This window comes from Arthrobacter sp. BF1 (assembly GCF_056680215.1).
Genome location: NZ_CM155271.1, coordinates 1,236,083 through 1,251,152, shown reverse-complemented (window position 1 = coordinate 1,251,152; position 15,070 = coordinate 1,236,083). Strand labels below are relative to the sequence as shown.

Here is a 15,070-nt window from a genome sequence, read left to right as displayed (position 1 = left end):
TTCCTCTGGTGGTTCAGTCTGTGGCCGCGCGCCTGACGGACTCCCACAGGGAATCCACCCACGGCAGATCGGCGGGGTCTTGCGCTGCTGCGGCGTTCTGGCTACTGCTTGATCCTGCCGGCAAATCACTGCCGAAGACCCAGTAGCCGGTTTCGCCCGGCATAACCATGTTAATGCGGTCGCGGGCCTGCTGTTTCACGTAGTTGGGATCCTGCCAGCGCGAGATCTGCTGGCGCAGCCTGTCCCCCTCGGCCTGGCGGGCGGCGATATCGTCGCTCAGGGCAGCAAGTTCGGCACGTTTGTCGAAGAAAATCTTGACGGTGGGCGCGAGCATAATGGTGATGGCAATCATCACGACGGCGAGTGCCAGCATGCGTCCGGAGAAGGCCTTGGCCGGTACGGGGTGGGTTTCGTGCAGCGCCTCTCCCTGCGGCGTTCCGCCCGCAGCGGACCTGCCGCTCCCCCGCACTTTCGCGTTGGGGGAACCTTTCGCGGGGGTCCCCTTGGAGGCGGCGGCGGTTTTGGAAGAGGCTGCGGCTTTCGCGGCGGTGCCCTGCGGCTGGCCGGCCTTGCCCTGGGCGTTGCCATCTTTGGTGCCGCCAAAATGGGCGCGGATGACATCTGCGGTGTCGGCGGATTCCTTGGCGTGATCCGTTTTGGCCTGATGCGTGGAAACGGCCTTGGGAACTTTGGGACGGCGGGTAGCCATGACACTCCTGAAACGTGCGGCCTGCCTCGGGCCGCAACTCTGCGCTGAAACAAAATGCCTGCGCTGGTACAGCAGCAGGCCGAAACAAAAACCGGTGGCTATGGTCTTTCAACCATAGCCACCGGTCAGTGGTTTACGCGGCTACTAGCCCTTGAAACGCGGGAACGCGCTGCGGCCGGCGTAGCGTGCGGCGTCGTCGAGTTCCTCTTCGATGCGCAGCAGCTGGTTGTACTTGGCAACGCGCTCGGAGCGGGCCGGGGCACCGGTCTTGATCTGTCCCGCGTTGGTGGCAACGGAGATGTCAGCAATGGTGGTGTCCTCGGTTTCGCCGGAGCGGTGCGAGGTGATGGTGGTGTAACCGGCGCGCTGGGCCAGGGAAACCGCGTCCAGCGTCTCGGTCAGCGAACCGATCTGGTTGACCTTCACCAGCAGCGAGTTGGCGGTCTTGGTGTCGATGCCGCGCTGCAGGATGGCCGGGTTGGTGACGAAGAGGTCATCGCCCACGAGCTGGACCTTGTCGCCGATGCTGTCGGTGAGGGTCTTCCAGCCGTCCCAGTCGTTTTCGTCCAGCGGGTCCTCGATGGACACCAGGGGGTAGTCGGCAACGAGCTCGGCGTAGTAGGCGCTCATCTCAGTGGCGGACAGGGCCTTGCCCTCGAACTGGTAGGCACCATCCTTGAAGAACTCGGAGGAGGCGACGTCCAGGGCCAGGGCGATGTCCTTGCCCGGGGTGTAGCCGGCGTTCTTGATGGCTTCCTGGATCAGGTCCAGCGCGGCGCGGTTGGACGGCAGGTTCGGCGCGAAGCCGCCCTCGTCACCCAGGCCGGTGGAAAGGCCCTTGGCCTGCAGGACGGACTTGAGGTTGTGGTAGACCTCAACGCCCCAACGCAGGCCCTCAGAGAAGGTCTCCGCACCGATCGGGACGATCATGAATTCCTGGATGTCGACGTCGGAGTCCGCGTGGGAGCCGCCGTTGAGGATGTTCATCAGCGGAACGGGGAGGACGTGCGCGTTCGGGCCGCCGAGGTACTTGTACAGCGGCAGGTCGGCGGACGCGGCGGCTGCGTTGGCCACGGCCAAGGAAACACCCAGGATGGCGTTGGCGCCGAGCTTGCCCTTGTTGGGGGTGCCGTCCAGGTCCAGCATGGCCTGGTCGATGCTGCGCTGGTCCGTGGCATCGAAGCCGATCAGGGCCGGAGCGATCTGGTCGATGACAGCGTCAACGGCCTTCTGCACACCCTTGCCGAGGTAACGGCCCTTGTCGCCGTCGCGAAGCTCAACGGCCTCGTGCTCGCCGGTGGAGGCACCGGAGGGAACCGCTGCGCGGCCGATCTGGCCGTCGGAGAGCAGTACTTCAACTTCTACGGTCGGGTTGCCACGGGAATCGAGGATCTCGCGGGCGTGGATGGCATCGATAAGCGCCATGGATTTGCTCCTTGGGGGCGATTTTTGGTGGATCTAACAGCTGAAAATTGGCGGAATCTTTGGGACGTCTTTGTCAGGGACTAGCGTAGTCGAGAGTGGCGGACGTTACGGAACGCTATCCGTCACCCGGACGTCATGATGGCGGCCCGGACCGCCGGCGGATGGCTCCCCGCAGGGCGCGCTCTGCGTCGAATCCCTGGGCACGCGCAGAACCGACGACGGCGAGCAGCAGCTCACCGAGTTCCTCCTCGGAAGTGATCGCCGAGGTTTCGGCCAGCTCACCCACCGGGACGGCAGACCCGGCGCGTTCAGCCCGGTCGAGGAATTTCTGTGCCTTGGCCAGGGCGGGCAGGGCGTCCGGGATCCCGTCTGCTGGCTCGCTGCGTTCGGGCCGCTCCGAACTCTTGACCGCGTCCCATTTCCGGACGATCTCGTCCACCGTTGCCGGGAAGCTGTCCTGGAGCGTGCCGTCGGCCTGGAACACGTGCGGATTGCGGCGGACCATCTTGGCACTCAGTCCGCGCGCGACGTCGTCGAACGTAAACGAGCCGCGCTCCTCGGCAAGCCGGGCGTGCAACACCACCTGGAGCAGCACGTCACCCAGCTCGCCGCGGAGTTCGGTATCATCGGCGCCCGTCTCTATCGTTTCCGCAACCTCGTAGGCCTCCTCCAGGAGGTACTCCACCAGCGAGGCATGCGTCAGGGCACCCATCCATGGGCAGTGCTCCCGCAACTCGGCTATGACCGTGACCAGGCGTTCGGCCGGCGGCTGGTCAGCCAAGGTTGGCGTAGGTGTCGTTGATGTACTCCACCAGCGCTTCCTTCTCCTCCAAGGGAAGGAATGACGCCTCCGCGGCATTCAGGGTGAGCTCCAGCAGGTCGTCGAGGTCGTAGTCGAACGTTTCGACGAGGAGCTCGAATTCGTCCGTCAGCGTCACGCCGCTCATCAGCCGGTTGTCCGTGTTGATGGTGACGTTGAAACCCAGCTGGTAGAGCATGTCCAGCGGGTGGCTCTCGATGCCTTCACCGAATCCGGCGATGGCACCGGTCTGGAGGTTCGATGAGGGGCAGATCTCCAAGGCGATGCCGCGGTCACGGATCCAGCTGGAGAGGTCACCCAGGGTGACCAGGCCAATGCTGTCCTCCCCGCCTTCGGCACCCTCGGTGTCGTCTTCGTCGTCGAATTCCACCAGGATGTCTTCAGCGATGCGGACACCGTGGCCCAGGCGCAGCGCCCGGCCGTCCACCAGGGCGGACTGGATGCTCTCGAGCCCGGCGGCCTCGCCGGCGTGCACGGTTGCAGGAAAGTTGTGCTGGGCCAGGTAGGTGAATGCGTCCTTGAACCGGGACGGCAGGAAGCCGTCCTCGGCGCCGGCGATGTCGAAGCCCACGGCGCCCTTGTTGCGGTGGCGGACGGCCAGTTCAGCGATCTCCTGGCCGCGGTCGGCATGGCGCATGGCGGTGATCAGCTGGCCAACTTGGATTTCGCGGCCGCCTTCCGCGACGGCGCCGACACCGGCCTCGAGGCCTTCCTGCACAGCTTCGACAGCCTCGTCAAGGGACAGGCCCTTCTGGAGGTGCTGCTCCGGTGCCCAGCGCACCTCGCCGTACACCACGCCGTCGTCCGCCAGGTCCTCCACGAATTCCTTGGCGACCCGGAACAGGCCTTCTTTGGTCTGCATTACGGCAACAGTGTGGTCGAAGGTCTCCAAATAACGGACCAGCGAGCCGGAGTCGGCGGATTCGCGGAACCATTGGCCCAGGGCCACTGGTTCGGTGGACGGGAGCGTGTGTCCAACGGCCTGGGCCAATTCAATGATGGTGGCGGGCCGGAGACCACCGTCCAGGTGGTCGTGAAGCGAAACCTTGGGCAGGCTCTTCAGGTCGAAATCGATGGCAGGGGCGGTGTCAACAATGGGCTCAGTCACCTTCCAACCTTAGGGTCGGCAGGCAGCTTATGCCACCCGCTACTTTCCGGGCTCGGCCTCCGCCGGTGCGGGTGCCAGCAGCGGGGAAGCTCCCGTGCGCGGGGGCAGGGAACCTTCCGGGCCGCCGTCGAGCCATTCATCCACAGTTTCAGCGTCCTTGCTGGCCAGGTGCTTGTGCCACATCCGCAGGAGGTGGTCGATCACGATGCCCAGCACAATGGCGAACACCACGGCGATGCCGGCGCTCAGCAGCGGGTTGTGTTCGAGCCAAGGGAAGGAACTGGCAAGCAGGCCGATGCCGATCGAATAGCCCACCCAGGTAAGGCAGGCAAAGGCGTCCAGCAGGAAGAAGCGGCGATGCCCAAAACCTGTACTGCCGGCCACATAGTTGACCGCCACGCGCCCCCACGGAATGTAGCGGGCCGTGAAAATCAGGACGGCGCCGCGCTTGTCCAGCTCATACCGCGCCCAGCCGAAGGCTTTTTGAATCTTGGGCCGGCGCATCCATTTCCAGCGTTCGAGGCCGATCCTCCGGCCGAGCATAAAGGCCATATTGTCGCCGGCGATGGCGCCGACCAGTGCCGTCGCGCCAAGGATCCAGAGGTTGGGTTCGCCGCCGGTCCTGGAAAACGCTGCAAGCGCCACAATGAGCGTTTCGCTGGGCACCACCATGGCGAAGCCGTCAACGAAGAAAAACAGGAGCAGAACGGGGTAGATCCACCATTGGCCCGCCGCATGGAGCACGGCTTCATTAATAAACTCCATGCGGGTGTTGCTCCTAGACGAAAGCTGCAGCTGAAAGTGAGGTAAATCGCTCCTCAGTGTCCCATGTCCGGGACACCCTCCGCTACGCCCGCGGACCCTTCATTCCTGCGCGCCGGGATCCTTCAGCCGCTCCACCACCGGAACCTTGCCACGGACGCGGTTGATGACCAGGTCCACGACGATTCCCAGGCCGACGGCGCAGACAATGGCTATGACAGCGCCGAGGAAATGGTTGTTCTCAAACCACTGGCCGAAAAACAGTCCGATCCCTACCGAATATGCTGCCCAGAGGGTGGCGGAGAGGACCGTCAGGCCAACAAAACGGAGGTGCCGGTAATGCGTCACGCCCGCCGTGAGATTCACTGCGACCCGGCCGATGGGGATAAACCGCGCCACGAGGATCAAGGACGCCGGCCGCTTCCTGAGTTCCTTGCCGGCCCACCGGAACGCGCTTTGCATCCGCGGCCCCCGCATCCATTGCCAGCGCTGAGTGCCCACCCTGCGTCCGATGAGGTAGGCGATGTTGTCACCCGAGAATGCGCCCAGGGCCGCCACGGCCATCAGCAGCCACGGATTGGGAACGTCTGCGGTGGCTGCCACGGCGGCCAGGCCCACCACCACCGATTCGCTGGGGATCGGCGGGAAAAAGCCGTCAATGAGGCAGCAGGCCAACACGAGGAGCAACACCCACGGCTGCCCGGCGGCAGTGAGGATGAAGTCATTGATGGCCTGCATTCTCCCTATGCTATTCGGTCGATGATGAGCCGTTGTGCCGGGCGTGACCCTTCCGGTGCAATCGTGACCGCATGTTCCAGGGATTCCTTGGCGCGCGCGAACTTTTCCGGCGTATCGGTGAGCAATGTCATGAGCGGTTCTCCGGCCCGTACTACCGCGCCGGGCTTCGCATGCATGCGGATCCCGGCGCCTGCCTGCACGGCGTCCTCCTTGCGGGCACGGCCTGCCCCGAGGCGCCACGCGGCGACCCCGACGGCCAGGGCATCGAGTTCCACGAGGGCCCCGTCGGCGGGCGCGTAGATGACTTCCGGCTCTTTGGCCACCGGCAGCTTGGCCCGCGGATCGCCGCCCTGCGCCTCAATCATCCTGTTCCAGACATCCATGGCCCGGCCGTCCTTCAACGCGGCGCCGGGATCGGCATCGTGGACGCCTGCGCAGGCCAGCATCTCTTCGGCCAGTCGAACCGTCAGATCCACCACGTCCTCCGGCCCGCCGCCGGCCAGGACTTCCACTGATTCCTCGACCTCGATCGCGTTGCCCGCCGTCAGGCCGAGGGGCGTACTCATGTTGGTCAGCAACGCCACGGTGTTAACGCCCGCGTCCTTACCCAACGCCACCATGGTTTCCGCCAGCTCCCGTGCCCTGGCCTCGTCCTTCATGAAGGCTCCGCTGCCCACTTTGACGTCGAGGACCAGCGAGCCCGTCCCTTCGGCAATTTTCTTGCTCATGATCGAGGAGGCGATGAGCGGGATGGCTTCCACCGTGCCGGTAACATCCCGCAGGGCGTAGAGCTTTTTGTCTGCCGGCGCCAGTCCGGCCCCCGCGGCGCAGATCACGGCACCAACGTCCTGCAGCTGTGCCATCATTTGGTCGTTGCTCAGGTCGGCCCGCCAACCCGGGATCGATTCCAGCTTGTCCAGGGTGCCCCCCGTGTGTCCCAGCCCGCGGCCGGACAGCTGCGGCACGGCAACGCCGAATACGGCTACCAGCGGGGCCAGCGGGAGGGTGATCTTGTCCCCTACTCCCCCGGTGGAATGCTTGTCGCTGGTGGCCTTCCTGCCGCCGTCGGGCCGCCGAAGGCCGCTGAAGTCCATCCGCTCCCCGGAGGCGATCATGGCGGCAGTCCAGCGGGAAATCTCCGCACGGTCCATGCCGTTGAGCAGGATGGCCATGTTCAGCGCGGCCATCTGCTCATCCGCGATGGCCCCGCGGGTATAGGCATCGATAGTCCAGTCGATCTGCTCCGGGCTAAGGACGCCGCGGTCCCGCTTGGTACGGATGATGTCGACGGCGTCGAACGCTTCAGTTGCCTGTGTCACCGGAGTCCTCCAGATGTTGGGGACCAAATGCGTCGGGCAGCACCTGGTCCATCGTCTTGATGCCGTGCGTGGTCATAAGTTCCATGGCGGGAGCCCGGAACTCGTAGAGCAGTTGCCGGCAGCGGCCGCACGGCATCAGCACATTGCCGGCGGCATCCACGCAGTAGAAGGCCCGCAACTGACCGCCGCCGGTCATCTGCAGGTTCCCCACCAGGGCGCATTCAGCGCAGAGTGTCAGCCCGTAACTGGCGTTCTCCACGTTGCAGCCACTGACCAGCCGGCCGTCGGCGGTGAGGGCCGCCGCCCCCACCGGGAACTTCGAATACGGGGCATAGGCTTTTTTCATGGCGCTTGTTGCCTCCGCCCTGAGCAGATCCCAGTCGATGATGCCCGCTTCCATCGCCGTCATCCCTTGACGTACGGGATGCCGCTGGCCGCCGGCGGCCGAGACCGTCCAACGAGACCCGCGACGGCGAGCACTGTTACCAGGTAGGGCAGCATGGCCATGAACTGGCTGGGCACCGGCGTTCCGATGATGGTCACAATGCTCTGCAGGTTGTCCGCAAAACCGAACAGCAGGGCAGCGAAGAACGCACCGATCGGATTCCACCGGCCGAAGATCAGCGCGGCCAGGGCGATGAAGCCTCGTCCGCCGGAGATCTCCTTGGTGAAGCTGTCGATGGCAACGAGCGTGAAGAAGGAACCGCCGATGCCGGCGATGGCACCGCCCAGGGTCACGTTCCAGAAGCGGGTGGCGTTGACCTTGATGCCCATGGTGTCTGCAGCCTGGGGATGCTCTCCAACTGCGCGGACCCGGAGGCCCCACTTGGTCTTGAAAAGCCCCACCCACACCACAATGACGGCGAGATACATGAGGTAACCCACCACTGACTGCTTGAACAGGATGGGTCCAATGATGGGGATGCCGGAGAGGATGGGGATCTCGACGATATCCAGGCCGGGGGGTGAATTGAACTTGGCCTTGTTCTCCTGCATCACGGTGCTGAACAGGAAGCCGGTGACGCCGGACACCAGGACATTGAGAACCACGCCCACGATGATCTGGTTGACCAGGTACTTGATGCTGAACACTGCCAGCACCATGGACACTGCCGCGCCGGCAACAGCGGCAGCCAGCAGGCCCACGAAGGGGTTCTGGGTAATGCTGGCCACGATGGCTGCTGTGAAAGCGCCGCCCAGGAGCTGGCCCTCGATGGCGATGTTGACCACGCCAACGCGCTCACAGAGCACACCGGACAGCGACCCGAACACCAGCGGAACGGCGAGCGTCACGGAACCGGCGATGAGCCCGGCCAGCGAAATGCTGGGTGTCTTGGCCCCGCCCACAACCCAGATCAGGAAAGCTGCGACAAACAGCACGGTGAAGGTGATGGTCAGCCAGGCCGGTGCCGGCCGGTCTTTGGTTTTAAGGTAAACGGCGTAGGCCGCCAGCCCGAGCATCAGGACCGAGAGCACGATGCCGCCGGCCATGGCGGGGATTTCCAGCGCGGGGAGCTGGAAGAAATCGCCGCCGGTGGAAATACCGAACTTCGCAGTCTGTCCGGAGCCCATCAGCCCGAAGAAAATGAAAGCAACTATTGCCAGGGCGGAGAGCACGACGGGAGTTTTCCAGAGCACCGGCTTACCGGACGCAGCCGGGATCTTGCCGGCTTCGGGCACTGTTCCGGGGCTGCCACTTCCCGGCAAGGGCGATGTTGCTGTTGCGCTCATGCTGCGCCTCCGGTGGTTGCTGCCTGCTGGGATTTGCCGGCTGCGGCCGGCTTTTTGCGGCGGGGGTTCAGCCCGAAGATGGCCCGCACCAGCGGCGGAGCCGCGATGAAGAGGACAATCAGCGACTGAACCACCAGGACAATGTCGATGGGCGTGCCCGTCTGGATCTGCATCTGCACGGCGCCGGCGCGGAAGGCGCCGAACAGCAGCCCGGCGGCGAAGGTACCCCACGGCGTCGAACGTCCCAGCAGTGCCACCGTAATGGCGTCAAAGCCATACGTTGCCGCGACACCGTCGGTCAGGACCTTTTCCGTGCCCGCCACCTGGGCGACGCCGGACATGCCGGCCAGGGCGCCGGCGATTGCCATCACCAGGATGGTGGAGCGCGAGACGTTGATCCCGGCGGTCAGGGCGGCCTTGGGGTTGGCCCCTACAGCCCGGAATTCGAAGCCGACGGTGGACCGGTTCAGCAGCCACCACACCAGGACAGTGGCCGCGATGGCCAGGATGAAGCCCAGGTGCAGGCGGTACTGCGAGCCGAAAATCTGCGGGTAGACGGCGGTGGGATCCAGGATGGGCGAGATCGGGTTGGACTCGCCGGGCCGCTGGAACGCGGGTGTGTTCAGGAGGTACCGCAGGAAGTACAGGGCAATGTAGTTGAACATGATGGTCAGGATGACCTCGTGGGCACCGGTCCGGGCTTTCAGCAGGCCTACCAGGCCGCCCCAAAGCGCACCGCCCACGATGCCGGCCACCAGGACCAGCAGAAGGTGCAGCCCCAGGGGCAGGTGCAGGGCAAAACCGACCCAGGCTGCAAGGATGCCGGCCATGATGATCTGGCCCTGGGCGCCAATGTTGAACAGGCCTGCCCGGAACGCCAGGGCCACGCCAAGACCCGCTGTGATGAGAGGCGTGGCGATGGTGAGGGTTTCCATGAGCGGCGCGAACTGCACGGCCAGGCCGGAACCCTTCGGGTTGAAGACGGAGCCTTGGAACAGGGCAACGTAGGACCGGGTGGCGGCGTTCCACACCGCCGAAAGGAAGTCGGTGGGACGGGCGAACAGGTACGTCGAGGTGGCTGCCACGCGTTCGTCTGTGGCAGCGATCAGCAGGCCGCCGAGGATGAGCGCCAGCAGCACCGCCAGGATTGAGACCACACCGCTGCCGGTGAAAATCTTCCGGAGCAGGGTGTCCGGGCCGCCGGGCAGTTTTCCGCTTTGGGCGGTGGCGGGCACTGCAGATGGGCTGATGGCGCCGCCGGCAGTGTCCACCGCCGCTACGGCGGCAGTTTCTTCCGCCGCCGCGCTTTTTTCGTGTGGCTTGGCGTGCTGGTCGGCGTGTTTTGGGCGATCCTCGTCAGGCATGTTCGCCTCCTTCGGGGCTGGAGGTTGCGCGGCCTTCAGCGGCTGCGGCGTCAGTCTTGAAAGCGTGGTCCGGCTTAGCAGCGTGGTCCGTGCCGGCGTCCTCCTGCGGGATGCCGGCCATCATGAGGCCAAGGACGTCGCGGCCGGTTCCGGCGGGGACGATTCCCACGAGCTTTCCCTTGTAGAGCACGGCGATCCGGTCGGCGAGTTCCATGACCTCATCCAACTCGGTGGAGATGATCATCACCGGCGTGCCCTGGTCTCGTTCAGCGACGATCCGCTTGTGCAGGAACTCGATGGACCCGACGTCCACACCGCGGGTGGGTTGTGAGGCGATGAAGAGGCGCAGCGGCCGGGACAGCTCCCGTGCCATGACCACCTTCTGCTGATTGCCGCCGGACAGGGTGCCGGCGGCCAGGAGGCCTGAAGGGGTGCGCACATCGAACTCATCGATCCGCGATTTTGCGTTCTCCAGGACCTTCGCCGGGCTCATGCTGATGCCCTTGGCGAACGGCGGCTGGTCGTAACGGTCAAGCACCAGGTTCTCGGCGATCGAGAACGTGCCGATCAGGCCGTCAACGGACCTGTCCTCCGGCACGAAACCGACGCCGGAGTTGAGGACGTCCTTGACGCTGCGGCCAACCAGCTCCACGTCGTCCAAGAGAATGGAGCCGTGCACCCGTTCCTGGAGTCCCAGGATGGCTTCGGTAAGTTCCGTCTGCCCGTTGCCCTGGACTCCGGCGACGGCCAGGATCTCGCCGCGGGCAATGTCAAAGCTGATGCCGTCAACGATATGCTGCCCGTTCGGGGCGATGACGGTGAGGTCCTTGACCTTGAAGGTCTTCTCCAACGGCTTGGCGGGGGCCTTGTCCAAGGTCAGGTTAACGGCCCTGCCCACCATCATCGAGGCCAGCGCCGTGGTGGAGTCACCCGGGTTGGCGGAGCCCACAACTTTGCCGCGCCGGATCACAGTGATGGTGTCCGAGACGGCCTTCACTTCGCGCAGCTTGTGCGAGATGAACACGATCGAGGTGCCGTTGGACTTGAGCTGGCGCATGATGTCCAGCAGTTCGTCGGTTTCCTGGGGCGTGAGCACGGCGGTGGGTTCGTCCAGGATCAGGACCTTGGCCTCCCGGACCAGGGCCTTGATGATTTCCACGCGCTGCTGGACACCCACCGGGAGGTCCTCCACGAGCGCGTCCGGATCAACGTCGAACCCGTAGCGGTCCGAGATCTCCTTGATTTTGCGGCGGGTGTCCTCCAGGTTGAGGAAGCCGCCGGCTTTGGTGCTTTCGGCGCCCAGTGCGACGTTTTCTGCGACGGTGAACACCGGTACCAGCATGAAGTGCTGGTGCACCATGCCGATGCCTGCGGCCATGGCATCACCGGGGCCGCGGAAGGAAACGGGTTTGTCGTCAACGAGGATCTCGCCCTCGGTGGGCTCGTAAAGCCCGTACAGCACATTCATCAGGGTGGATTTGCCGGCCCCGTTCTCGCCCAGCAGACAGTGGATCTGTCCGGGTTCAACCACCACATCGATGTGATCGTTGGCGAGCAGGGAGCCGAAACGTTTGGTGATCCCTCTGAGTTCAAGTTTCAAAACTCTGACCAATCTCGAAGCGTCCGTAACCGTACCGGACGGGATATGAGGCTGCAGCACCAGCCTAGTGCCTGCAGTCCCGGGTGGGCTGTTGCGCTGAGGCATGCGGTCCAACGAAAAGCGCCACCGCCCGGCCAGTCGATGACCATCCGGGGGTGGCGCTTAGCGAGGAAAGCTATACCTTGGGGCTAGCCGCAGACTCGACCTTTAGCTTGCCGTCCACGATGTCCTTCTTGATCTGGTCCAGCTCGGACTTCAGCTCGGCCGGAACCTGGGAATCGAAGCCGTGGAACGGGGCCAACTGGACGCCGTCGTTCGCCAGCGTGCCGACGTACGGGGTGTTGGTGAACTTGCCGTCCTTGTCTTCCTTCACAACGGTTTCCACCGCCTCGCCCATTTGCTTCATGACCGAGGACAGCATGATGTCCTTGTAATCGGGAGCCGTGAGGAAGCCGTCGGAGTCAACCCAGATGAGCTTGACGTCCTTGCCGGCCGCCTTCGCCTCATTCAGCGCTGCGCCGGCACCCTTGCCCACCGGACCGGCAACGGGCATCACGATGTCCGCGCCCTGGTCCAGGAAGTTCTGGGTGAGCTGCTTGCCGACGTCCTGCTTTTCGAAGTCGCCGGTAAAGCTGCCGTCTTGTGCAGCCTTATCCCAGCCCAGGACCTTGACGTTCTTGCCCTTTTTCTCGTTGTAGTACTTCACACCGTCGGCGTAGCCGTCCATGAAGATGGTGACGGTGGGGATCTTGATGCCGCCGAAAGTGGCCACGGTACCGGTCTTGGTGGAGCCGGCGGCCAGGTACCCTGCAAGGAAGGCGGCCTGGGCGGTGTCGTAAATGATCGGCTTGACGTTGGCGATCGGCGTGGCGTAGCCGAAGTCGATGATCGCGAAGTGGCTGTTCGGGTTGGCAGTGGCCTGGGCCTTGGTGGCGTCACCGAGGAGGAAGCCCACCGTGATGGTGAGGTCGCAGCCCGCGGTGACCATGGCACGCAGGTTCGGCTCGAAGTCGTTGTTGGTCTTCGACTCCACCTGGTTGACCTTGATGCCCAGGTCCTTCTCGGTCTTCTTCAGCCCTTCGTAGGAGGACTGGTTGAACGACTGGTCATCGAATCCGCCGGAGTCGGAGACGATGCAGCCGCTGTAATCGCTTGCCGTGTTTGTGGTGGTGCTTCCGCTGTCAGGTGCGGCGCCGCAGCCGGTAAGCAGGAGTGCTGTAGCACCTACTGAGGCCACGCCGACCATCGAGCCGCGCTTGAACTTAGTGCGCAGTGTGTTCTTCAAATTTCCTCCAGGGAGAGAGTGGCGCTACGACTCGAATTCAATGAGTGTCCATTTCTACACTGAAATTCTGTTATCACTGACGGCTTCGCAGCACTGCGCCGGAGCGCACTGATAGAAGCAACATTAGTGGTCTGAAGCACACCGATTACCACATCACGGGTTGGATCCCGAAGATTGTTGAGAATTTGTTACCAACGGGTAGAACACCCCCGAGCCGCCTAGAGTCGAACCAGCATCTTGCCGGTGTTGGCGCCCTCAAGCAGATCCATGAACGCCTGCGGGGCGTTCTCCAGCCCGTCCACCACGGTCTCGTCGTACCGGACTGAACCGTCCGCAAGCCAGGCTGACATCTTCTCGAAGAATTCCGCCCGATGCTGGCGCTGTCCGCCCACCAGGAAACCGCGGAGGGTGAGCTGCTTGCCGATGGCGAGCATCAGGTTCCGCGGAGCCGGCGTTGCTTCGGTGGAGTTGTACTGCGCGATGGCCCCGCACATTGCCACGTGTCCGCCCACGTTGAGCTCGGCCAAGGCCGCTTCCAGGTGCTCGCCGCCAACGTTGTCGAAGTAAACGTCGATCCCTTTGCCGCCGGTGGCTGCCTTGAGCTGTTCGCGGACTGGGGCGTCACGGTAATTAAAGGCGGCGTCAAAGCCCAGCTCGAGGAGCCGCGCCACTTTTTCGGGTGTTCCGGCGCTGCCGATCACGCGTGATGCGCCCATGGCTTTGGCGATCTGGCCCACCAGGGAACCTACGGCCCCGGCGGCGCCTGAAACGAACACCGCATCGCCGGGCTTGAATTCGGCAACCTTGAGCAGTCCGGCGTAGGCCGTCAGGCCGGTCATGCCCAGGGCGCCAAGGAAGGCCGACGCCGGGGCGAGGTCCGTGCGGGCAACCGACGATGCGTCGGCGTCCAGAACGGCGTATTCGCGCCAACCCAACTGATGGACGACGACGTCCCCCACCTTGCGCGCGTCGGACTTGGACGCGATGACCTCCCCCACCGCGCCGCCGTCGAGCGCTGCATCCAGCGCGAACGGCGCTGAGTACGATTTGGTGTCATTCATGCGGCCGCGCATGTAGGGGTCTACGGAGATGTAGAGGTTGCGGACCAGGATCTGGCCGTCCCCGAGTTCGGGAAGCGGTGACTCGGCGAGGCGGAAGTTCTCCGGGACCGGGCGTCCTTCCGGACGCGAGGCGAGGCGGATTTCGCGGGTGGACGTTGGCAGTGAGGTGGGGGTGCTCATGCGGCGAACTCCAGGATCTTGATGTCTACGGTGATGTTTCCGCGGGTGGCGTTGGAGTAGGGGCAGATTTGGTGCGCCCTGGCCACGAGGGCTTCCGCGGTGGCCAGGTCCAGGGCGGGAACGGCGATCTCCAGTTCTGCTGCGAGGCCGTAACCCATGCCGTCATCCAAAGCGCCAAAGTGGATTTTGGCCGCCACGGCCGAGTCCGTCAGGTCGGCACGCTCCTTGCGCCCCACGAGGCGGAGTGCCGAGTGGAAGCAGGCTGCGTAACCGGCGGCGAAGAGTTGCTCGGGGTTGGTGCCGTTGCCGTCACCGCCCAGCTCCAGGGGACTGGCGAGGTTAACATCCAGCTTCCCGTCGTTGGTGCGGGCGTTGCCGTCGCGGCCTTCGCCTGAGGCCAGGGCCTCGGCAGTGTAGAGGGTTTTCATAGGGTCCGTTCTGTTGAAGTGGTTAACGGAAATCTGTGGGTGCTCAGTGGGAGCTGTGAAGTGCCTCGGTGAGCCGTTCGAGGGTGGCACGGAGCTGTTCCAGCTCCCCGTCCGACAGCCCCGCGGCCTCCGCCAGCCGCTGAGGAATCGCGTTGGCCTTGCTGCTGAGTTCGCGGCCGGCCGGTGTCAGGTGGACCGCTACGCGGCGCTCATCCTCCCCGGACCGGCGGCGTTCTACCAGCTCCATCGCTTCGAGGCGTTTGAGCAGCGGCGACAAGGTGCCGGAGTCCAGGCCCAGTTCGACGCCGAGCTCTTTGACTCCCTTCGGTTCCGATTCCCAGAGGACCAGCATGACCAGATACTGCGGATAGGTCAGGCCGAGGTCCTCAAGCACGGGGCGGTACACCGCTGTGGCCGCGCGGGAGGCGGAGTAGAGGGCGAAACAGACCTGGCGGTCGAGGCGGGGGGCATCGTTCACACCTAAAACTGTAGGGCACAATTCAATTGTGCACAACTTATCTTGCCGTTGCTGCCCTTCTT

15 protein-coding genes are annotated in these 15,070 nt (G+C 64.3%); all 15 read right to left on the bottom strand.

Annotation, left to right across the window (positions count from 1 at the left end; genetic code table 11):
- Positions 1-13 precede the first annotated feature (13 nt).
- Positions 14-709 carry an FtsB family cell division protein gene (locus tag AC1MCD_RS06005; RefSeq protein ID WP_498676781.1) on the bottom strand — a complete coding sequence of 232 codons (696 nt, stop codon included), beginning with the start codon at positions 707-709 and terminating at the stop codon, positions 14-16.
- Positions 710-853: 144 nt separating this feature from the next.
- Positions 854-2,134 (bottom strand): phosphopyruvate hydratase, encoded by a 1,281-nt coding sequence (gene eno / locus AC1MCD_RS06000; protein ID WP_190987737.1) that lies wholly within the window; start codon positions 2,132-2,134, stop codon positions 854-856.
- 133 nt (positions 2,135-2,267) lie between these two features.
- Entirely contained in the window at positions 2,268-2,846 is a 579-nt protein-coding gene (locus AC1MCD_RS05995) for a MazG nucleotide pyrophosphohydrolase domain-containing protein (protein ID WP_498678197.1), read from the bottom strand.
- A gap of 61 nt (positions 2,847-2,907) precedes the next feature.
- Complete coding sequence (locus AC1MCD_RS05990; protein WP_498676776.1) at positions 2,908-4,062, bottom strand: adenosine deaminase; 1,155 nt, start codon at positions 4,060-4,062, stop codon at positions 2,908-2,910.
- Between the two features lie 39 nt (positions 4,063-4,101).
- Positions 4,102-4,827 carry a DedA family protein gene (locus tag AC1MCD_RS05985; RefSeq protein ID WP_498676774.1) on the bottom strand — a complete coding sequence of 242 codons (726 nt, stop codon included), beginning with the start codon at positions 4,825-4,827 and terminating at the stop codon, positions 4,102-4,104.
- Between the two features lie 99 nt (positions 4,828-4,926).
- Positions 4,927-5,562, bottom strand: coding sequence for a DedA family protein (locus tag AC1MCD_RS05980; RefSeq protein WP_498676771.1), 636 nt, complete (start codon positions 5,560-5,562; stop codon positions 4,927-4,929).
- A gap of 5 nt (positions 5,563-5,567) precedes the next feature.
- Positions 5,568-6,881 carry a thymidine phosphorylase gene (locus AC1MCD_RS05975; protein ID WP_498676770.1) on the bottom strand — a complete coding sequence of 438 codons (1,314 nt, stop codon included), beginning with the start codon at positions 6,879-6,881 and terminating at the stop codon, positions 5,568-5,570.
- Positions 6,865-7,281 carry a cytidine deaminase gene (locus AC1MCD_RS05970; RefSeq protein ID WP_498676768.1) on the bottom strand — a complete coding sequence of 139 codons (417 nt, stop codon included), beginning with the start codon at positions 7,279-7,281 and terminating at the stop codon, positions 6,865-6,867. The genes AC1MCD_RS05975 and AC1MCD_RS05970 overlap by 17 nt, the downstream gene beginning before the upstream one ends.
- Before the next feature lie 5 nt (positions 7,282-7,286).
- On the bottom strand, positions 7,287-8,612 hold the full coding sequence (locus tag AC1MCD_RS05965; RefSeq protein ID WP_498676767.1) for an ABC transporter permease: 1,326 nt from the start codon (positions 8,610-8,612) through the stop codon (positions 7,287-7,289).
- A complete protein-coding gene (locus tag AC1MCD_RS05960; protein ID WP_498676765.1) occupies positions 8,609-9,976 on the bottom strand; it encodes an ABC transporter permease in 1,368 nt (455 codons plus the stop codon). Before AC1MCD_RS05960 ends, AC1MCD_RS05965 begins: the two co-directional genes overlap by 4 nt.
- On the bottom strand, positions 9,969-11,576 hold the full coding sequence (locus tag AC1MCD_RS05955; RefSeq protein WP_498676764.1) for an ABC transporter ATP-binding protein: 1,608 nt from the start codon (positions 11,574-11,576) through the stop codon (positions 9,969-9,971). Before AC1MCD_RS05955 ends, AC1MCD_RS05960 begins: the two co-directional genes overlap by 8 nt.
- A 175-nt stretch (positions 11,577-11,751) precedes the next feature.
- Positions 11,752-12,861: a BMP family lipoprotein gene (locus AC1MCD_RS05950; protein ID WP_498676762.1), complete on the bottom strand. Its 1,110-nt coding sequence runs from the start codon at positions 12,859-12,861 to the stop codon at positions 11,752-11,754.
- Between the two features lie 218 nt (positions 12,862-13,079).
- Entirely contained in the window at positions 13,080-14,102 is a 1,023-nt protein-coding gene (locus AC1MCD_RS05945) for an NADP-dependent oxidoreductase (protein ID WP_498676761.1), read from the bottom strand.
- Complete coding sequence (locus tag AC1MCD_RS05940) at positions 14,099-14,530, bottom strand: organic hydroperoxide resistance protein (RefSeq protein WP_498676759.1); 432 nt, start codon at positions 14,528-14,530, stop codon at positions 14,099-14,101. The genes AC1MCD_RS05945 and AC1MCD_RS05940 overlap by 4 nt, the downstream gene beginning before the upstream one ends.
- 43 nt (positions 14,531-14,573) lie before the next feature.
- Positions 14,574-15,008, bottom strand: a complete 435-nt coding sequence (locus tag AC1MCD_RS05935; RefSeq protein ID WP_498676756.1) for a MarR family winged helix-turn-helix transcriptional regulator — start codon at positions 15,006-15,008, stop codon at positions 14,574-14,576.
- Positions 15,009-15,070 lie beyond the last annotated feature (62 nt).